The 18,272-nt window shown below is 53.6% G+C and carries 22 protein-coding genes; 19 read left to right on the forward strand and 3 right to left on the reverse strand.

All coding sequences use genetic code 11. From position 1 onward, the window contains the following. The first annotated feature begins 26 nt into the window (after positions 1–26). The 6 genes from KB235_RS07755 to gcvPB all read left to right on the forward strand — a co-directional run bounded on the left by KB235_RS07755 (position 27) and on the right by gcvPB (position 5,132). Positions 27–263 (forward strand): hypothetical protein, encoded by a 237-nt coding sequence (locus tag KB235_RS07755; RefSeq protein ID WP_211779298.1) that lies wholly within the window; start codon positions 27–29, stop codon positions 261–263. Next, a complete protein-coding gene (locus tag KB235_RS07760) occupies positions 256–741 on the forward strand; it encodes a shikimate kinase (RefSeq protein ID WP_246514141.1) in 486 nt (161 codons plus the stop codon). The genes KB235_RS07755 and KB235_RS07760 overlap by 8 nt, the downstream gene beginning before the upstream one ends. Further along, positions 738–1,076: a hypothetical protein gene (locus tag KB235_RS07765; protein ID WP_211779299.1), complete on the forward strand. Its 339-nt coding sequence runs from the start codon at positions 738–740 to the stop codon at positions 1,074–1,076. Before KB235_RS07760 ends, KB235_RS07765 begins: the two co-directional genes overlap by 4 nt. 148 nt (positions 1,077–1,224) lie before the next feature. Continuing rightward, positions 1,225–2,298 (forward strand): glycine cleavage system aminomethyltransferase GcvT, encoded by a 1,074-nt coding sequence (gcvT, locus tag KB235_RS07770; protein WP_211779300.1) that lies wholly within the window; start codon positions 1,225–1,227, stop codon positions 2,296–2,298. 24 nt (positions 2,299–2,322) lie between these two features. Beyond that, positions 2,323–3,657: an aminomethyl-transferring glycine dehydrogenase subunit GcvPA gene (gene gcvPA, locus KB235_RS07775; RefSeq protein ID WP_211780931.1), complete on the forward strand. Its 1,335-nt coding sequence runs from the start codon at positions 2,323–2,325 to the stop codon at positions 3,655–3,657. After that, positions 3,657–5,132, forward strand: a complete 1,476-nt coding sequence (gene gcvPB, locus KB235_RS07780; RefSeq protein ID WP_211779301.1) for an aminomethyl-transferring glycine dehydrogenase subunit GcvPB — start codon at positions 3,657–3,659, stop codon at positions 5,130–5,132. The genes gcvPA and gcvPB overlap by 1 nt, the downstream gene beginning before the upstream one ends. A 90-nt stretch (positions 5,133–5,222) precedes the next feature. Here the strand turns inward: gcvPB and KB235_RS07785 are convergent, their stop codons facing one another. After that, complete coding sequence (locus KB235_RS07785) at positions 5,223–5,603, reverse strand: rhodanese-like domain-containing protein (protein WP_081825815.1); 381 nt, start codon at positions 5,601–5,603, stop codon at positions 5,223–5,225. A gap of 163 nt (positions 5,604–5,766) precedes the next feature. Here KB235_RS07785 and mntR point away from each other — a divergent pair, with 163 nt between their 5' ends. Beyond that, positions 5,767–6,198 carry a transcriptional regulator MntR gene (gene mntR, locus KB235_RS07790; protein ID WP_211779302.1) on the forward strand — a complete coding sequence of 144 codons (432 nt, stop codon included), beginning with the start codon at positions 5,767–5,769 and terminating at the stop codon, positions 6,196–6,198. 167 nt (positions 6,199–6,365) lie between these two features. Further along, positions 6,366–6,893: a hypoxanthine phosphoribosyltransferase gene (gene hpt / locus KB235_RS07795; protein WP_211780932.1), complete on the forward strand. Its 528-nt coding sequence runs from the start codon at positions 6,366–6,368 to the stop codon at positions 6,891–6,893. A gap of 36 nt (positions 6,894–6,929) precedes the next feature. Here hpt and KB235_RS07800 read toward each other — a convergent pair whose 3' ends face one another. After that, on the reverse strand, positions 6,930–7,340 hold the full coding sequence (locus KB235_RS07800) for an SA1362 family protein (protein WP_034805933.1): 411 nt from the start codon (positions 7,338–7,340) through the stop codon (positions 6,930–6,932). Between the two features lie 15 nt (positions 7,341–7,355). Continuing rightward, the gene (locus tag KB235_RS07805; protein WP_211779303.1) at positions 7,356–8,297 is read right to left on the reverse strand and encodes a DUF1385 domain-containing protein; all 942 of its coding nucleotides are present in this window, start codon (positions 8,295–8,297) and stop codon (positions 7,356–7,358) included. 139 nt (positions 8,298–8,436) lie between these two features. Here KB235_RS07805 and aroQ point away from each other — a divergent pair, with 139 nt between their 5' ends. The 11 genes from aroQ to dxs all read left to right on the forward strand — a co-directional run bounded on the left by aroQ (position 8,437) and on the right by dxs (position 18,272). Further along, positions 8,437–8,874, forward strand: a complete 438-nt coding sequence (aroQ, locus tag KB235_RS07810) for a type II 3-dehydroquinate dehydratase (protein WP_034805937.1) — start codon at positions 8,437–8,439, stop codon at positions 8,872–8,874. Beyond that, positions 8,870–9,937, forward strand: coding sequence for a M24 family metallopeptidase (locus KB235_RS07815; protein WP_034806041.1), 1,068 nt, complete (start codon positions 8,870–8,872; stop codon positions 9,935–9,937). The genes aroQ and KB235_RS07815 overlap by 5 nt, the downstream gene beginning before the upstream one ends. Before the next feature lie 29 nt (positions 9,938–9,966). Next, complete coding sequence (gene efp / locus KB235_RS07820) at positions 9,967–10,533, forward strand: elongation factor P (protein ID WP_024371514.1); 567 nt, start codon at positions 9,967–9,969, stop codon at positions 10,531–10,533. A 114-nt stretch (positions 10,534–10,647) separates the two neighbouring features. Then, on the forward strand, positions 10,648–11,100 hold the full coding sequence (gene accB, locus KB235_RS07825) for an acetyl-CoA carboxylase biotin carboxyl carrier protein (protein ID WP_034818107.1): 453 nt from the start codon (positions 10,648–10,650) through the stop codon (positions 11,098–11,100). Positions 11,101–11,107: 7 nt separating this feature from the next. After that, entirely contained in the window at positions 11,108–12,451 is a 1,344-nt protein-coding gene (gene accC, locus KB235_RS07830; protein WP_211779304.1) for an acetyl-CoA carboxylase biotin carboxylase subunit, read from the forward strand. A 113-nt stretch (positions 12,452–12,564) separates the two neighbouring features. Then, positions 12,565–12,948 carry a transcription antitermination factor NusB gene (gene nusB, locus KB235_RS07835; protein ID WP_024371517.1) on the forward strand — a complete coding sequence of 128 codons (384 nt, stop codon included), beginning with the start codon at positions 12,565–12,567 and terminating at the stop codon, positions 12,946–12,948. 65 nt (positions 12,949–13,013) lie between these two features. Beyond that, positions 13,014–13,850: a bifunctional methylenetetrahydrofolate dehydrogenase/methenyltetrahydrofolate cyclohydrolase FolD gene (gene folD / locus KB235_RS07840; protein WP_034805941.1), complete on the forward strand. Its 837-nt coding sequence runs from the start codon at positions 13,014–13,016 to the stop codon at positions 13,848–13,850. Beyond that, positions 13,843–15,192 (forward strand): exodeoxyribonuclease VII large subunit, encoded by a 1,350-nt coding sequence (gene xseA, locus KB235_RS07845; RefSeq protein ID WP_211779305.1) that lies wholly within the window; start codon positions 13,843–13,845, stop codon positions 15,190–15,192. The genes folD and xseA overlap by 8 nt, the downstream gene beginning before the upstream one ends. Next, complete coding sequence (gene xseB / locus KB235_RS07850; protein WP_034805943.1) at positions 15,161–15,391, forward strand: exodeoxyribonuclease VII small subunit; 231 nt, start codon at positions 15,161–15,163, stop codon at positions 15,389–15,391. Before xseA ends, xseB begins: the two co-directional genes overlap by 32 nt. Next, positions 15,388–16,257 carry a polyprenyl synthetase family protein gene (locus KB235_RS07855; RefSeq protein WP_211779306.1) on the forward strand — a complete coding sequence of 290 codons (870 nt, stop codon included), beginning with the start codon at positions 15,388–15,390 and terminating at the stop codon, positions 16,255–16,257. Before xseB ends, KB235_RS07855 begins: the two co-directional genes overlap by 4 nt. Positions 16,258–16,379: 122 nt before the next feature. Further along, positions 16,380–18,272: a 1-deoxy-D-xylulose-5-phosphate synthase gene (gene dxs, locus KB235_RS07860; protein ID WP_211779307.1), complete on the forward strand. Its 1,893-nt coding sequence runs from the start codon at positions 16,380–16,382 to the stop codon at positions 18,270–18,272.

Below are 18,272 nucleotides of genomic sequence, written 5' to 3' on the forward strand. Positions count from 1 at the left end.
TCGTGACATGGATACTTGGCGCATCGTTGTTTTGGTATACTGATATTGAACGAAGTACGGAACGGCTGTCCCGTGATATTCTCGCCATCCGGTTCGAAGCGCACTTGCTCGTGGCGAAAGCGAACTGCAAGGCGAAAGCTGCCGTCATAACGAGACCGACCGGGACAGTCTCGTGCCGACCGCTCGGGAGCGGGACGACGGAAGTCGAAATCCGGCTCGTGACGGGCGAGCGACATAAAGAGGTGATTTATTTCGATGATTAAGCCGTTTTATATCATCGGGTTTATGGGTACAGGTAAAACAAGCGTAAAACGATATCTTGAAACAACAAATCATGTCGTCGACTTAGACGAACAGCTAGAACGACATGCCGGTATGGACATTCCGTCCTTCTTTGATCAACACGGGGAAGTTGTCTTTCGTGAACTCGAGAGTGAGCTTTTGCGATCGACGAAGGCGGAGTATATTATGACCGGCGGGGGCATCGTGGAGCGTCCGAGAAACATTGAATGGATGAAGGCGCACGGTACGGTCATTGCGCTAGATTTGCCGTTCGAATTGTGTTGGGAACGGATTCGTCATTCAAGCCGCCCGCTCGTCAAAGGCGGCAAAGAGAACGTACGCGCCTTATATGACCGTCGTCTACCGCTTTACCGGGAGGCGGATATCGTCCTCGATGCCTCACGTGGTACAGAAGACGTCGTTCGACAATTAAATCGATTGAAGGAGGAGAACGAATGATTTGGATTAATTTGGGCATCGTCGGGCTCGCGCTCGTCGGGCTCGGCTTACATGGCTTTCTTCTATACAAAAAGAAGATGGCAGGGGACATCCGGCGCGTCAAACGCCTGACCGAACGTTTTCAGATTCGGATTGGCGTGATTCAACAGTTGATTGATGAGATTAAACGTCACGTCGACACGGTGAACGCGTCCGTCGCCGAAATGAAACGGTTATCGGTCAAAGTGAAGACGGAGTCGGTCGAGCTGAAAGATGCATCGATCGGTTTGACACAAGAAATCAAACGGACCGCAGGAATTGAAAGCTCGCCCGTTTCCACTGAGAGCAAAATATGAAATAATGAGGATGAAAACGTTTTCGTTTTCCATCCTCTTTCTTTTTGGTCGTTTTAGGCTAGGCAGCAGCTGTGAAAATTGATAGAGTGATAGTGGAAACGAAATATTTCATTTGTTTTTATTTTTATGTTCGGGATTGGGGGATAATATGGAGAAAGTTACGCTTAAACGTACGCCTTTGTATGACTTGATCGCACCGAAGGCGAAAATGGTGGAGTTTGCGGGGTTTGATATGCCGATCATGTTTTCAACGATTAAAGAAGAGCATATGGCCGTCCGCGAAAATGTCGGGATGTTCGACGTCTCGCACATGGGGGAAATTCGGATCGAAGGGCCTGACGCGTTACAAAACGTCCAACGGCTCGTGACGAATGACGTGTCAAAACTTCAAATCGGCCAAGCCCAGTACAACTTGTTTTGTTTACCTGACGGCGGTGTCGTCGACGATCTGCTCGTCTATCGATTAGACGAAGACGCGTTCTGGCTCGTCGTCAACGCCTCGAATATCGAAAAAGATGTCGCGCACGTCAACGCTCACGTCGAAGGGGACGTCACTGTGACGGATGAGTCGGATGCATACGGTCAAATCGCAGTCCAAGGGCCAAAAGCAGAGGAAATCCTATCCAAATTGACGGATTTACCGCTCGCAGAGATTAAATTCTTCCGTTTCCTCACAGGAGACGTGGCTGGTGTGTCGACGATCGTCTCTAGAAGTGGTTACACCGGCGAGGATGGTTTTGAGTTATATGCGCGGGCAGAACACATCGGTCGGATTTGGTCAGCGCTCGAGAACGAGCAAGTGACACCGTGTGGGCTCGGTTCGCGTGACACGTTGCGATTTGAGGCATGTTTACCGTTATATGGCCATGAACTCGACGAGACGGTCACGCCGTTCGAGGCGAACGTGAACTTTGCGGTGAAGCTCGATACAGACTTCATCGGGAAAGACGCACTCGTGAAACAAAAAGAGGATATTCCGCGCCGGATGATTGGCTTGAAGCTGCTTGGGCGAGGCATCGCCCGTCAAGGCGCGACTGTCGAGTTTGACGGAGAGACGATTGGCGTCGTCACGACGGGTACGATGCCACCGACCGTGAACGAATCAATCGCCTGGGCTCGGATCGATCGCCGCTTCGTGGAAGAGACGCACTTCATCGTCGACGTCCGGGGGAAAAAAATAGAAGCCGAACGCGTACCGACACCGTTTTATAACCGTAAATAAACAGGGGGATTCAGAATGAACAGAATGGAATTTCGCTATTTGCCGATGACAGAACAAGATGAGCGTGACATGTTGTACACGATCGGCGTCGAGTCGATTGATAACTTGCTTGAAGACATCCCGGCCTCATTACGAGAGTCGGCATCGCTGTCAGCGATCGGGGCACCGCTCCCTGAAGTGGATCTCGTCCGTCATATGACGAAACTCGCCGAGAAAAACATGCATACGAAATCGCATCCGAGCTTCCTTGGCGCGGGCATGTACGATCATTTGTCGCCGAGCGTCATGAACCATATGTTGCTTCGCTCTGAGTTTTACACGGCATACACGCCGTACCAACCTGAAATTTCACAAGGAGAACTTCAAGCGATGTTTGAGTTTCAGACGATGATTTGTGAATTGACAGGGATGGATGTCGCCAACTCATCGATGTACGATGGCATCACGTCGCTCGCTGAGGCAACATATCTCGCGAGCGCCCACACGAAGAAAAAACGTATCGTCGTCTCGGGGGCGGTCCATCCTGAAGCGAAAGACGTGATTCGGACGTATGCTGGCGGCCCAGGGCTTGACGTAGAAGTCACACCGGTCGTCGACGGCTTGACGTCGGGCGATCTCGATTTGACAGATGCCTCGTGTCTCGTCGTCCAGTACCCGAACTTCTACGGTCGAATCGAAGATTTGGCGTCGCTTGCGAAAGCGGCACACGATGCGGGGGCGCTCTTCGTCGTCTCGAGTAACCCGCTCGCGTTGGGCGTACTCGAATCACCAGGTGCGCTCGGGGCCGACATCACGGTCGGTGATGCGCAACCGTTCGGGATTCCTCAAAGTTTCGGTGGGCCATCGTGTGGTTACTTTGCCGTCAAAAAGGCACTCATGCGTAAACTGCCAGGCCGACTCGTCGGTCAGACGGTCGATGAGGACGGCAAACGTGGGTTCGTGTTGACGCTTCAGGCGCGGGAGCAACATATCCGCCGTGATAAAGCGACGTCTAACATCTGTTCGAACCAAGCGCTCAACGCCCTCGCTGCATCCATCACGATGTCGGCGCTCGGGAAGTATGGGATTCGCGACATGGCGGTCCGCAACATGCAGACGGCGCACTACATGAAAGAGTCATTGAAGGCAGCCGGTTATGCCGTGATTGATGAAGGTCCGATGTTCAACGAGTTCGTCGTCGATTTCGGTGTCGACGCCGACGACGTGTCACGCCACTTGCTCGACCATGGCATCATCGGCGGATTACCGCTCGGGACGTATGAGGCGGAGCGCCGCACACAGATGCTCGTCTGTGCGACCGAGCTCCGGACGAAAGAGGAAATTGATCAATTTGTTGAAGTGGTTGGGGGGATGAACTGATGCAACAAGAACAAACGCTCATTTTTGAAGTGTCACGTGCCGGCCGGACCGGCTATAACTTGCCGACACCGACAGTACCGGAAGTGGACCTCGAGTCGCTACTACCGGCATCGATGATTCGAAAACAAACGGCTGAGCTACCGGAAGTATCTGAACTCGACGTCGTGCGCCACTATACGTCGCTCTCGACGCGGAACCATGGCGTTGACTCTGGTTTCTATCCGCTCGGGTCGTGTACGATGAAGTACAACCCGAAAGTGAATGAAGACATGGCACGTCTTCCTGGCTTCGCCCACATCCACCCGCTCCAACCGGTCGAATCGGTTCAAGGGGCGCTCGAGATGATGGTCGATCTTCAAGACAAGCTCGCTGAAATCACGGGAATGGACGAAGTGACGCTTCAACCGGCCGCAGGTGCCCACGGGGAATGGACGGGCCTCATGCTCATTAAAGCGTTCCATCATCATAACGGGGACATGCAGCGGACGAAAGTACTCGTACCGGACTCTGCTCACGGTACGAACCCCGCTTCCGCTGTCGTGGCAGGATTCGAGACGGTGACGGTCAAATCGGATGCGCGTGGTCTCGTCGACTTGGACGATTTGAAAGCGAAAGTCGGGGATGACACGGCAGCGCTCATGTTGACGAACCCGAACACACTCGGCTTGTTCGAAGCGAACATTCTCGAAATTAGTAAAGTCGTCCATGAGGCGGGCGGGAAGCTGTATTACGACGGTGCCAACTCGAATGCGATTCTCGGAATCGCCCGTCCGGGGGATATGGGCTTTGACGTCGTGCACTTGAACTTGCACAAGACGTTTACAGGACCGCACGGCGGTGGTGGACCGGGATCGGGTCCGGTCGGTGTCAAGCGGGACTTGATACCATACTTGCCGACGCCGATCGTCCGAAAAGCGGAATCGGGCTACACGCTCGACTATGACCGTCCGCAGTCGATTGGCCGAATCAAACCGTTCTACGGAAACTTTGGCATCAACGTCCGGGCGTATAGTTACATCAAGACGATGGGCGCGGAAGGATTGACGCGCGTGTCGAGTGAAGCCGTCTTGAACGCTAATTACATGTTCGCCCGATTGAAGGACGCGTTCGACGTGCCGTACGACACGTATTGCAAACACGAGTTCGTCTTGTCCGGCAAACGTCAAAAAGCGCTCGGCGTCCGTACGCTCGATATCGCCAAACGCTTGCTCGACTTCGGCTATCACCCGCCGACGATTTACTTCCCGCTCAACGTCGAGGAGTGCATCATGGTCGAGCCGACGGAGACCGAGTCGAAAGAGACGCTCGACGCATTCTGTGACGCGATGCTCCAAATTGTGAAGGAAGCAGAAGAGAATCCTGAAATCGTCCAGACGGCGCCGCATACGACCGTCATCAAGCGACTCGACGAGACGCTCGCTGCCCGGAAGCCAGTGCTCAAATATGAGCACCGACAGCCTTCATCAATCAATTGACCAATGAAACGAGGCCCGCTCCCGTCAAGAGAGTGGACCTCGTCCTAAAAAAACGGCCGATCCTCTGCGATGAGAATCGGCCGTTTTGGCTTAATCTTTTTTGATTTTGCCTTTCCAGTTCTTGAATCCGCCTTCGAGCATATAGACGTCCGTGAATCCGTTCTTCAATAGCAGCTTGGCCGCCTGGTTCGTCCGGGACTTCCCTTGGCAGTACATGAGGATCGGTTGGTCCTTACGAAGTTCTTTCATGCGTAATTTCATCTGACCGACGGGGATGTTCCGCGCGCCGATGATGTGACCACCTTTGTATTCGTTCGGTTCGCGGACATCAATCAATTGTCCTTTTCGGAGCGAGGCCCGGAATTCTTCTTGCTTCATCTTTTTCAAACCACGTGCTGGCATGAAGCGCCATACGATGTATGCGATGAGTGCACCCCATAGGATGATGACGAGGATTGTTTCGATTCCCATTACTGTTCTTCCTTTCTCTACTTGAGTTACCACCATTCATTATAAAGAAGATAAGGTCATGAGACAATGATTGACTCACGGATTTCCGCCTCGCGCTTTCGGTTTATGGGTCGTTACGCTAAAATAAAGATTGGAGAATGGAACTGAAGGGGAGGCCACGCCCATGCCGACACCGAGTATGGAAGATTATTTAGAACGAATTTATTTATTGATGGAGGAAAAAGGGTACGCCCGAGTATCCGATATCGCGGAACATTTAGGGGTGCACCCTTCTTCAGTCACGAAGATGGTCCAAAAGCTCGACCGAGAAGACTATTTGGTTTACGAAAAATATCGCGGCCTCATGTTGACGCATAAAGGTCAAAAGATTGGAAAGCGGCTTGTCGAGCGCCATACGATGTTGGAATCGTTTCTCCGGCTCATTGGAGCAGACGAAGCGCACGTCTATGAAGACGTTGAGGGAATCGAGCATCACTTGAGTTCGGATACCCTCGACTGTATGACGAGATTCGTGGAGTTTTTCGAGGATAAGCCGGAATTGATGGAGCAGTTTCATGAGTTCCAGCAACATCGTCGCACCCAAGATGAATCATGAAAGTGAGGTATCGGTCGTCGGACCGGTGCCTTTTTTGATAGATACCCTTCTAAAACCGAACATTAAAAATAAATTTAAGAATAACATCTGGTTTTTTGCTAGTGTTGTGATAGAATGGGGGCTGGATAGATTGAAGAGGGGGTGACGGCGCGCGATGCGCCGACATGATGGATATTCAGATTAAAGGAAAATTATTTGATGAGGATCAGATTAAACACCGTGTGCGCGAACTTGCAGAGCAGATTGAACGGGATGCGGCGGGGACGCCAATCGTTCTTGTTGCCGTCCTTAAAGGGTCGATGGTGTTTGCGGCTGACTTGATGCGACAGATGAACGGGAGCGTCCAACTCGATACGGTCGCGGCGTCTTCATACGGCAAAAAGTCAGTCTCGAGCGGAAACGTCCAATTACGAAAAGATCTCGACTTGGATGTCGAAGGCAAGTACGTCGTCATCATCGAAGACATCATCGACACGGGTCAAACACTGAAATTCTTATGTCAGCACATGTCGCTCCATCAACCGGGCGAGTTGAAAATCTGTACGCTCCTCGACAAGCCGGCCCGTCGTCTCGTCACACTCGAAGCGGATTATGTCGGTTTTGAGATTCCGGATGAGTTCGTCATCGGCTATGGGATTGATTACGCCGAGCAGTATCGCAACTTGCCTTACATCGGTTTCGTGGAGACGGACTAAAAAACAGGAGGGACACATGATTGTGTCGCCTCCTGTTTACATATTCGCTTTTTTCTTCTTCTTGCCCTTTTTGCCTTCGATGACGGTGAGTTGCGGTCTGTCCGTCCGATTCAAGGACGGGCGTTTTGACAGTTTCGTCACGTTCGATCCAGGCTTTTGCTTCACTTTTTTCTTCGCGGCCGCCGAAGGTTTCACTTGAGGGCTGTTCGGACGCTGCATCCGCTTTTTCGAGGCTTGGGCCGTCTTGCGGTAACGCATGTCTTCAGCCGAGATTTTAGGCGCCATGAACACTTTGTAAATCACATAAAAGATTAACCCGAAAATACCGATGAAAAGCAACTGTCTGAACAAACGACCGGGGTCGGTCGCGAGCATGTGCCCGACACCGATGAAGCCTAAGATGAACACGATGGTCGCTGCGGTCGAGCCGATTCTTTGTCTGATCATGGCGTTTCCTCCTCTTTAACCCTCTCTTTTAACGGCCGGTTGAACGGTTTCGGCGCGCTCCCACGTCTCGAACGCCTCGATGGCGACTTGGATTTGTTCATCGTTTGGCTCACGTGTTGTCAACAACTGAAGTGAGAGGCCGGGTTTGCCGAGAACCGACAAATAACGATGATCGCGGAAACGGTTCGTGAATTGAAGTACTTCGAATGAGATGCCGATGACGACCGGCAACAGTGCGATGCGGCTGACGAGTCGGACCCAGAGCGGGTCAATCGGCACAATCATATAGACGCCGATGCCGACGAACACGGTGAACAAGATGAAGCTCGAACCGCAACGATAGTGCAGTCGTGAGCTCGCGCGAACGTTCTCGACCGTAATCGGTCGACCGGACTCGTAACAATTGATGACTTTATGCTCGGCACCGTGATACTGAAACACGCGCTTGATGAGCGGAGTCAAGGAAATCAAGTAGAGATAACTGAGCAGTAATACTAATTTTATTCCCCCTTCGAGGAGGTTTTGAATCACGTGTCCGGACAATGCCGGCACGCTTTGAAACATGGCGGCCAATAATGCCGGGGTGACGTTGAAGATAAGCTTCCCGAAAACGTAGGAGATGACCCCGACGATGGCAATCATGAGCACCATAAAAATGTTTTGTTTTTTCTCGGGTTTCTCGACTGCATCTTCGCTCGGGTCGACATCGTAGCGGTCACTCGCGAACGTCATGTGGGCCGAGCCGTTCTTCAACGACTCATATAACGCGACGACGCCGCGCAGAAATGGGACTTTCTTTAAAGACTGTACCCAAGGCACGAGGATGCGAGGTTGACTGAACGTCTCGATTGACCCGTCTTTACGCCGGATCGCCGAAGCGCTCTCGCTCCGTCCTTGGAACATCACACCTTCAACGAGCGCCTGCCCGCCGACGGGGATGGATGGTTTAGTTGTCATACGATTTCCTCGATTCTAGCCGTAGTATAGTTGAATTATACCGTGATTCGTTCGAAAAACGAAACCTTAGGTGACTCGATTCACGCACTGTGTCTAAATTTGTTACAATAGAAGCGACTTGACGAAGGGGGAATGTAGATTGCGTATTCTTGTGTTGAACGGACCGAATTTGAATCTGCTGGGCAGACGGGAACCTGACGTGTACGGAAACGTATCATTGAAGGGGTTAGCCAGTGAGTTGATGCTCGTTGCGCCTGATGACGTCGAGCTCACGTTCGTCCAATCGAATCATGAAGGCGCGTTACTCGATGCGTTGCACGAGGCGTTCGATTACGAAGGGGTCATCTTCAATGCCGGTGCCTACACGCATACGTCGATCGCGCTTCGAGATGCCATCGCGGCCATCTCCGCCCCTGTCGTCGAAGTACATATCTCGAACGTGCATGCCCGTGAGTCGTTTCGGCATGAATCGAAGCTTGCCGCCGTCTGTCTCGGCGTCATCAGTGGCTTCGGCTTGACGAGTTATACGCTCGCGTTGCACGCATTAATCGAACATTGGAGGAATCGCCATGATTGAACGTGTCAGTAAGTTACAACGTGAACTCGCCGCTAACGGGATTGACGGACTACTCGTGACGAAACGAGAGAACATCCGTTATTTGTCTGGCTTCACCGGGTCGAGCGGTGTCGTCTTGATCACACCGGAATCGGCAAGCTTTATTACCGATTTCCGTTATACAGAGCAAGCTGCGAGCCAAGTGAAAGGCTATTCGATCGTCGAACTCAAGACGTCGCTCGTCAAGTCGGTCGCTGAAATCGCTGCGCATGAGTCGGTGAAGCGCCTCGGAATCGAGCAAGACGATATGACGGTCGGATCGTACCGGACATATGAGAAGGAAGTGACGGCAGAGCTCGTCGAGACGTCAGGAATTGTGGAAAAGCTACGCTTGATTAAGGATGAGGCAGAGCTTAAGATAATGAAGGAAGCTGCGGCGATTGCCGATGCGGCTTTCGAACATATCCAAACGTTCATTCGTCCAGGTCGGACCGAGAAAGAAGTCGCGAACGAACTCGAGATGTTCATGCGTGGCCAAGGAGCGGACTCATCATCGTTTGATATGATCGTCGCCTCAGGATGGCGCTCAGCGCTCCCGCACGGCGTAGCGAGTGATAAGGTGATTGAAGCGGGCGAACTCGTCACGCTTGATTTCGGCGCATATTACAAAGGCTACTGTTCGGATATCACCCGGACACTCGCGGTCGGCGATATCTCGGACGAACTGCGTAACATTTACGACACGGTGCTCAAAGCGCAGCTCGCGGGCGTAGCCGGGACGAAAGCCGGCATCTCAGGAATCGAGGCGGACGCGTTGACGCGTGACGTCATCAAAGATGCCGGTTACGGGGAGTACTTCGGTCACTCGACCGGGCATGGACTCGGTATGGAAGTGCATGAGGCGCCGGGGCTGTCATTCCGCTCCGAGACGATTCTCGAGCCGGGCATGGTCGTCACGATTGAGCCGGGCATTTATATCGCGGGTGTCGGCGGTTGCCGCATCGAGGACGATGTCGTGATCACGGAGGACGGATGTGTTCGTCTCACGCAATCGCCAAAAGAGTTAATCACGATTGAGGCGTAAGCCTCGTCTGAATTTAGGAGGAAATCAACATGGTATCAGTAAACGATTTAAAAACAGGCCTCACGGTCAAAACGTCAGACGGTTCAATTTGGCAAGTCATCGAATTCCAACACGTCAAACCAGGTAAAGGCGCTGCCTTCGTTCGGACGAAGATGCGTAACTTGCGCACAGGTGCGATCCAAGAAACGACGTTCCGTGGTGGGGAACGCATCGAACGGGCTCACATCGAGCGCAAACGCATGCAGTATCTTTATCCGATGGGTGATACGTACGTGTTCATGGACAACGAATCGTACGAGCAACTCGAATTGACGAGCGAACAAGTAAAAGCGGCCCTTCCATACATGCTTGAAAACATGGAAGTGAGCATCGCGGACTACAACGGCGAGATTCTCGGTATCGAGCTCCCGACGACGGTCGTCTTGACGATCGTTGAAGCCGACCCAGGCGTCAAAGGGGATACGGCATCGAACGTCAAGAAAAACGCGACGGTCGAGACGGGCCACATCATCCAAGTGCCACTCTTCATCGAGCCAGGTGAAAAAGTCACGGTCGATACACGAACAGGCGAGTTCACAGGCCGTTATAACGGGTAAAATGAAGTGGGTCTATTCTTCGGAATGGACCCGCTTTTTTGTCGTTGCATTCACTGGTCTGACCAGTTATAGTAGAGTAGAGTTTAGTACCAGGTATAAACAGGGGGTATATTCATGCAAATCGATCATATTAAAGAGCTGATGGAATTGCTCGATCAAACGTCAATCCATGAAATGGAACTTGAGACGTCTGATTTTAAATTGTCATTGAAAAAAGAGGCGGTCCCACAAGTCGTCACACAAGCCGCGCACGCAGTCCCGGTCACGCCGGTTGCAGCACCTGTCGTCACGAACGACGTGGAAGAAGTGGCTGCACCTGTTGCCACGCCAGCCTATAAAACGATTACCTCGCCGATGGTCGGGACGTTCTATTCACGCCCGGCACCGGACAAAGAAGCGTTCGTGAACGTCGGAGACCGAGTCGAGACAGGTCAAGTCGTCTGTATTCTCGAAGCGATGAAGTTGTTTAATGACGTCGAAGCGGAAATCAGTGGCGAAATCGTCGAAGTACTCGTGGCCGACGGTGATTTGGTCGAATACGGTCAAGCGCTTTTCAGCGTGAAGTGAGGTCGCTATGAAACTACTCATTGCAAACCGTGGTGAAATCGCTGTCCGAATCATTCGAGCCGCGAAAGAATTGAATATTCCGACCGTCGCCGTCTTCTCGGAGGCAGATCGGGAGGCGCTTCATGTCAAGCTCGCGGACGAGGCGTATTGCATCGGACCGAACCCGTCGAAAGACTCGTATTTGAATATCCCGAACATTTTATCGGTCGCTTGTGCGGTCGATGCGACGATGATTCACCCGGGATATGGCTTTTTGGCGGAAAATGCGGAATTCGCCGAGATGAGCGAAGCGTGCGGCATTCAGTTCGTCGGTCCGAGCAGTTATGCGATTCGAAAGATGGGCATCAAGGACGAAGCAAAACGGACGATGATCGACTCGGGCGTCCCGGTCGTACCGGGTTCGAGCGGCGTCGTGACGGACGGGGAGGCCATCGAGCTCGCCCGTGAGATCGGCTACCCGGTCATCATCAAAGCGACAGCCGGCGGTGGCGGACGCGGGATTCGTGTCGCGTTCGATGAAGCGGAACTGATTAAAGGGCTCAGCGCGACGCGTAAAGAAGCGAAGCAGGCGTTCGGGAACGGCGATGTCTATTTAGAGAAATATATCGAATCGTTCCGTCACGTCGAAGTACAAGTGCTCGCCGATCAATATGGAAATGTCATCCACTTAGGCGAACGGGATTGTACGATTCAGCGCCGCATGCAAAAACTCGTCGAAGAAGCGCCGTCTCCGGCCATCGACGAAGCGACAAGACGGGCGATGGGCGAAGCGGCCGTCAAAGCGGCGAAGGCGATCCGGTATTCAGGTGCCGGAACGATCGAGTTCATCTACGTCCCGGAAGTGAACGAATTCTACTTCATGGAGATGAACACCCGGATTCAAGTTGAACATCCGGTGACCGAGATGATCACTGGGTTTGACCTCGTCCAAGCGCAGCTTGAGGTCGCGCTCGGTCACCCGCTCGCCATCTCGCAAGAAGACATCACTTTTTCCGGTCACTCGATTGAATGTCGCATCAACGCCGAAGACCCGTTCTCGGACTTCCGGCCGATGGCTGGGAAGATCGATCAATACATCATCCCAGGCGGTATGGGGGTCCGCGTCGACAGTGGGCTCTATGCCGGTGCCGTCATCCCACCGTTCTATGATTCGATGGTCGCGAAGTTGATCGTCCATGCCCCGACTCGGGAAGAGGCGATTGCGAAAATGCTCCGGACCCTCGATGAATTCACGGTATCGGGCATCCATACGACGATTCCGTTCCACCAGCAAGTGATGGCGCACGAGCGTTTCAAAACCGGTTCGTTCGACACGAAATTTGTCGAAAAAGAAATGACGCTCTCGAAATAACGACTTTCAGGAAGCCCGAACATTATTTCGGGCTTCCTTGTTTTTTGTACTGAATTTATGAGTGCTTTATGCTAAACTATCACAATGAAAGCAAGCAAAAGGAGAGTATCTGAATGAAACGTCATGAAGCACGCGAAAAAGCGATTCAAACGCTTTTTCAAATCGAAGTATCAAATCTTGAGGTCGAGGACGCGATTGAGTTCGCGCTCGACGGGACAGAGTCTGACCCGTTCTATGAGCAACTCGTCACGGAGACGCTCGAGCATAAAGAAGAGATTGACGCCCTGCTCGTCGAGAACTTGAAGAACTGGCGCCTCGATCGACTCGGAAACGTCGAGCGGACGATTCTCCGTATGGCGACGTACGAGTTGCTCTACGTCGAGACGATCCCTGAAAGTGTCACGATCAACGAGGCGGTTGAACTCGCCAAATCGTTCGCAGACGAAGAAGCGGCGAAGCTCGTCAACGGCGTACTCGGCAATATCATCAAAGCGTAAATCAACTAAAAGAGAAGACACCACACCAACTACAGAGAAACCTAACATAACGGGGGATGAGAGAGATGGCAGTAGTGATCGACGGGAAACAAATCGCAACATCGTATCGGGAGACGTTGAAAGAGCGCGTTTCGGCGCTCCGCGCACGAGGCATCGTGCCGAAGCTGAAGGTCGTCCTTATCGGGGATGACCCGGCGAGCCACAGCTATGTACGCGGGAAAGAGCGGGCGGCAGCAGAGATTGGAATTGATTCACAAGTGCTTCGATTTGATGCATCGATTTCGGAACGAGAATTGCTTGAACTGATTGATTCGATGAATGACGATTCGGAATTGCATGGGATTCTTGTCCAGTTGCCGTTACCGAAACATATCGACGAGAATCGCGTCATCATGCGCATCTCGCCTGAAAAAGATGTCGACGGCTTCCATCCGGAAAACGTGGGCAAGATGATGCTCGGGCTCGAGACGTTGCTTCCATGCACGCCGCACGGGATTCTTCATCTCGCGAAAATGCAGACGGACCTCGTCGGTAAGCACGTCGTCGTCGTCGGCCGCAGTCAAATCGTTGGCAAGCCGGTCGGGATGTTGTTCTTGAATGAGTCGGCGACTGTGACATACTGTCATTCTAAGACGAAAGACCTTGGAGCGATGACGCGTCAGGCCGACATTCTCATCGTCGCTGTCGGTCGGGCCGGTCTCGTCACGAAAGACATGGTCAAACCAGGCGCCGTCGTCATCGATGTCGGGGTCAACCGTGTCGAGAACCGTCTCGTCGGTGACGTCGACTATGAGCCTGTCAAGGAAGTCGCAAGTGCCATCACCCCTGTTCCTGGTGGTGTCGGCCCGATGACGATCACGATGCTCATGCACAACACCGTCGAGGTCGCGTCTCGTGGCTAATCCGCTTCCCGTCTCCGAAGTCGTCCGTTATGTGAAACGTCAACTCGACGGGGACCCGGTGTTGCAACAAGTCGCCGTTATCGGTGAAATCTCGAACTTCAAGCGCTACGCCTCCGGTCATTGTTACTTCACGTTAAAGGACGAATCGTCGCGCATGAAAGCCGTCATGTTCGCACGTGATGCGAAGACGCTCACGTTCGACCCGACGGACGGGATGAACGTCATCGTCGTCGCCCGTGTGACGATGTATGAGTCGACCGGCGATGTGCAGTTGTACGTCGAATTGATGCGTCAAGACGGCGTTGGGCAACTGTACGAACGTTTTGAGGCGAGGAAACGCGAACTCGAGGCCAAAGGCTGGTTCGACGACGAGCGAAAACGCCCCTTGCCAGCCTTCCCGGAACGAATCGGGATCGTGACGTCGCCAAAAGGCGCCGCGCTTCATGATATCGCCACGACGCTCAGACGTCGGGCTCCACACGTCGCCATCACGTTCGCTCCGGTCGCCGTCCAAGGTGCGACGTCGGCCCCGCAAGTAGCGAACGCGATTCGCTGGATGAATGAGCGGACCGACTGTGACGTCTTGATCGTCGGCCGAGGCGGTGGCTCGATTGAAGAGCTATGGGCGTTCAATGAAGACGCGGTCGTCGAGGCGATCTTTGAATCGGACATCCCCGTCATCTCCGCCGTCGGTCATGAGACGGACTTCACGCTAGCCGATTTCGTAGCGGACGTCCGAGCGGCGACGCCGACGGCAGCAGCGGAACTTGCCACGGCGACGATTGAGGCGCAGCGGAAAGATGTGGAGCGGCTCGGACTTCAACTCCATCGTGTCGTCACGACGCAAGTGGCATCGTTACGTGAACGCGTGGAACGCATGCAACAAAGCTATGGGCTGAAGTCTCCGCGATATACGATTCTTCAAAAGCGGGAACGTTTTTCGCAAGCGGAGATTCGGCTCGAGCAAGGCGTGTTGAAACAAGTGGCGACGGCCCGGCATCAACTCGTCCATTCGAGCCAACGTTTAGATGTCCGCAACTTGCAACACGTGTTCCGGGCCCAACAGGACCGTTTCGGCCAGTTTGAAGAACGGCTCGCCCGACTCCGGCCTCTCGAGCGCCCGACAGACCAATTCGCTCGTCTAACGGGGCGGCTCGCATCCGTCAGCCCGCTCGCCGTGTTGGCGCGCGGCTACACCCTCGTCGAACAAGACGGTTCTTACGTGAAAGATGTCAAACAACTACATGACGGCCTCGTGACGATCCGCTTTCGAGATGGTCACGCCGTCGCGGAAGTGAAGGAGAGACACGATGGCGAAGAAACAAGAAGAACAGACGTTTGAGGCGGCACTCGCCCGCCTTGAAGACATTGTAGCTAAGCTTGAGGCTGGTGACGTCGCGCTGGAAGAAGCGATGACACTTTATGAGGAAGGTGTGCGTTTATCCGCCTTCTGTCAGGCGAAGCTCGCGGCAGCCGAGAAGAAGATGGACGAGATTCTCGAACTTGACGGGACGCTCCGTGAGAAAGGAGGTCCGGCATGAAGACGTTACAATCGTGGAAGCACGAAGTCGAACGCTCGCTTGACGTATTCAATGAACGCGAATCGATGCCGGATCGACTTCACGATGCGATGATGTACTCTCTCGAGGCGGGAGGGAAACGAATTCGCCCGGCACTCGTCTACGCCGTCCTAGAGACGTATGACCGTCCGCTCTCGCTCGGTGCCGAAGTGGCCGCCGCACTCGAGATGGTGCATACGTACTCGCTCATCCATGACGACTTGCCGGCGATGGACGATGACGATGTCCGCCGCGGACGTCCGACGAACCATCGTCAATTCGACGAGGCGACGGCGATATTAGCCGGTGATGCCTTGTTGACCGATTCGTTCCGCATCCTCGCCGAAACGAAACTCGAGGCACACAAAGTGGTCGAATTGATCGGTTTGTTCAGTCAGGCTGCCGGGAGTCGCGGCATGGTCGGTGGACAGCTCGACGATATGCTCGCAGAAAAACGAGCCGACGTATCGCTTGAGACGCTTCAGTCGATTCATGAGCGGAAGACCGGTGCGCTTCTCGTCTACGCGCTTGAAGCGGGTGCCGTTTTAGCCGACGTCCTCCCGTCCGATCGCGCAGCGTTAAAGGCGTTCGGTCGACACCTCGGAATTGCGTTCCAAATCCAAGACGATATTTTGGACGTCGAAGGTGACGAGGCCGTCATCGGGAAGCGAGTCGGATCGGACGAACACAACGATAAGACGACGTATCCGAAACTTCTAGGCCTTGACGGCGCGAAACTTGCGCTCGCACGAGAGGTCGAGTTGGCAGAGGCGGAACTGACGTCTTTATCGGTTAAGGCGCCGCTCTTACAGGCGATGCTTGACTTCATCGTCAAACGAAACCATTGACAAAGGTGACACGATTGCACATCGTGTCACCTTTGTTTTTGTGAATGTATGGCATCCTTGGACACATTCTTGTAAAATGTAAGGTACGAATCAGTAATAAGATAGGAGAAAGGATGGTCATCATGGACTTGACATCCATTCAAGACCCGTCATTCCTGAAGCGAATGTCGGTACCCGAGATGGAAGCGCTTGGCGCTGACATTCGACGGTTCTTGATTGAAAAATTGGCAGAAACGGGAGGGCATTTGGCGCCGAACTTAGGCGTCGTCGAATTGACGCTCGCCCTGCACCGTGTATTCGACAGTCCGAAAGACCAGCTCGTATGGGACGTAGGTCACCAAGCCTACGTGCATAAAATCTTGACGGGACGGACGAAACAGTTCGACACACTCCGTCAGTACAACGGTTTATGCGGGTTCCCGAAACGTTGTGAGAGCGACCATGACGTCTGGGAGACCGGTCACAGCTCGACTTCGCTTTCGGCGGCCATGGGGATTGCCATCGCCAACGAATTGAAGGGGCGATCGGAAGACCGTGCCATCGCCATCATCGGGGACGGGGCACTCACCGGCGGAATGGCGCTTGAGGCGCTCAACCACATCGGTGCCGAGAAACAAAACGTGATCGTCATCTTGAACGACAACGAGATGTCAATCGCCCCGAACGTCGGGGCGATGCATAACATGCTCGGTCGGATGCGCGCTTCGCGTAAACTTAAGCATGCGCGGGAAGAAATCGAGTCGCTCATCAAGCACATCCCGATTGTCGGGGGACCGCTTGAACGGAGTGGTGAACGGGTCAAAGATATGTTGAAATCAGCGCTCATTCCAGGGACGTTCTTTGAAGAGCTCGGGTTCACCTACTTTGGACCGGCTGACGGACACGACTTGAAAGACTTGCTCGAGACGCTCGAGTATGCGAAAAAAATCGACGGTCCTGTCATCGTCCACGTCATCACGAAAAAAGGGAAGGGCTACCGTCCGGCAGAGCTTGACGGCGTCGGTACGTGGCACGGGCTCGGGCCGTATAAAATCGAGTCCGGCGAAGTGATTAAAGGCAAAGTGAAAGGACCGAGCTATTCGAAAGTCGTCGCGGAAACGGTGACGAAAGTCGCGGAGACGGACGAACGCGTGACGTTAATCACGCCGGCGATGAGTGTCGGGTCGAAGCTCGATTGCTTCTCGAAGAAGTTTCCTGAGCGTATGTTTGACGTCGGAATCGCCGAACAGCATGCGGTCACGCTCGCGGGTGGTCAGGCGACGCAAGGGTTGAAACCGGTCGTCTCGATTTATTCGACGTTCTTCCAACGTGCGTATGACCAACTCGTGCACGACATCTGTCGTCAAAACTTGAACGTCGTCTTCACGATCGACCGTTCAGGACTTGTCGGGGCCGATGGGGAGACGCATCAAGGCGTGTTTGACATCGCGTTCATGCGCCACGTGCCGAATATTCGCATCCTGATGGCGAAAGATGAAGAAGAATTGCAACAGCTCATCTACTCGGCCTTGCGCTATGACGATGGCCCAATCGCGATTCGCTTCCCGCGCGGGGAAGGGATCGGCGTGCCGATGAGCGGCGCGCTGAACGAAATTCCACTCGACGTCTGGGAAGTCGAAGCGGAAGGGACGGACGTCGCCATCTTGACGTTCGGTCCGCAAGTGCAAGACGCCCTTGAAGTCCGTGAGCAGCTCGCTGGCACGCTCAGCGTCCGCGTCATCAACTGTCGGACGATCAAACCGCTCGATGATGTGATGCTCACCTCACTTTACGAGGAAGGCATCCCGCTCGTCACACTTGAAGAAGCGGCGCTCGCCGGAGGATTTGGTAGTAGCGTGCTTGAGCATGCGAGTGACGCGAGACAGTTCCCGCGTGTATTACGGCTTGGCATCCCGGACCGTTACATCGAGCATGGCGGCGTCAATCAACTTCTTGAAGAGATTGGCCTCAGGCCGTCACAAATCGCTGAATCGGTTCAGCAATTCGTCCAAGCGACAAATCGACAGAATGTGTGA

The sequence above is a fragment of the Exiguobacterium alkaliphilum genome (assembly GCF_018138125.1).
Classification (GTDB): Bacteria; Bacillota; Bacilli; order Exiguobacteriales; family Exiguobacteriaceae; genus Exiguobacterium; species Exiguobacterium alkaliphilum.

Coding starts and splice junctions, on each gene's coding strand:
- KB235_RS07760 (WP_246514141.1), top strand. CDS start 256: ATGATTAAGCCGTTTTATATCATCGGGTTTATGGGTACAGGTAAAACA.
- KB235_RS07765 (WP_211779299.1), top strand. CDS start 738: ATGATTTGGATTAATTTGGGCATCGTCGGGCTCGCGCTCGTCGGGCTC.
- gcvT (WP_211779300.1), top strand. CDS start 1,225: ATGGAGAAAGTTACGCTTAAACGTACGCCTTTGTATGACTTGATCGCA.
- gcvPA (WP_211780931.1), top strand. CDS start 2,323: ATGGAATTTCGCTATTTGCCGATGACAGAACAAGATGAGCGTGACATG.
- gcvPB (WP_211779301.1), top strand. CDS start 3,657: ATGCAACAAGAACAAACGCTCATTTTTGAAGTGTCACGTGCCGGCCGG.
- KB235_RS07785 (WP_081825815.1), bottom strand. CDS start 5,603: ATGGGAATCGAAACAATCCTCGTCATCATCCTATGGGGTGCACTCATC.
- mntR (WP_211779302.1), top strand. CDS start 5,767: ATGCCGACACCGAGTATGGAAGATTATTTAGAACGAATTTATTTATTG.
- hpt (WP_211780932.1), top strand. CDS start 6,366: ATGGATATTCAGATTAAAGGAAAATTATTTGATGAGGATCAGATTAAA.
- KB235_RS07800 (WP_034805933.1), bottom strand. CDS start 7,340: ATGATCAGACAAAGAATCGGCTCGACCGCAGCGACCATCGTGTTCATC.
- KB235_RS07805 (WP_211779303.1), bottom strand. CDS start 8,297: ATGACAACTAAACCATCCATCCCCGTCGGCGGGCAGGCGCTCGTTGAA.
- efp (WP_024371514.1), top strand. CDS start 9,967: ATGGTATCAGTAAACGATTTAAAAACAGGCCTCACGGTCAAAACGTCA.
- accB (WP_034818107.1), top strand. CDS start 10,648: ATGCAAATCGATCATATTAAAGAGCTGATGGAATTGCTCGATCAAACG.
- accC (WP_211779304.1), top strand. CDS start 11,108: ATGAAACTACTCATTGCAAACCGTGGTGAAATCGCTGTCCGAATCATT.
- nusB (WP_024371517.1), top strand. CDS start 12,565: ATGAAACGTCATGAAGCACGCGAAAAAGCGATTCAAACGCTTTTTCAA.
- folD (WP_034805941.1), top strand. CDS start 13,014: ATGGCAGTAGTGATCGACGGGAAACAAATCGCAACATCGTATCGGGAG.
- xseB (WP_034805943.1), top strand. CDS start 15,161: ATGGCGAAGAAACAAGAAGAACAGACGTTTGAGGCGGCACTCGCCCGC.
- KB235_RS07855 (WP_211779306.1), top strand. CDS start 15,388: ATGAAGACGTTACAATCGTGGAAGCACGAAGTCGAACGCTCGCTTGAC.
- dxs (WP_211779307.1), top strand. CDS start 16,380: ATGGACTTGACATCCATTCAAGACCCGTCATTCCTGAAGCGAATGTCG.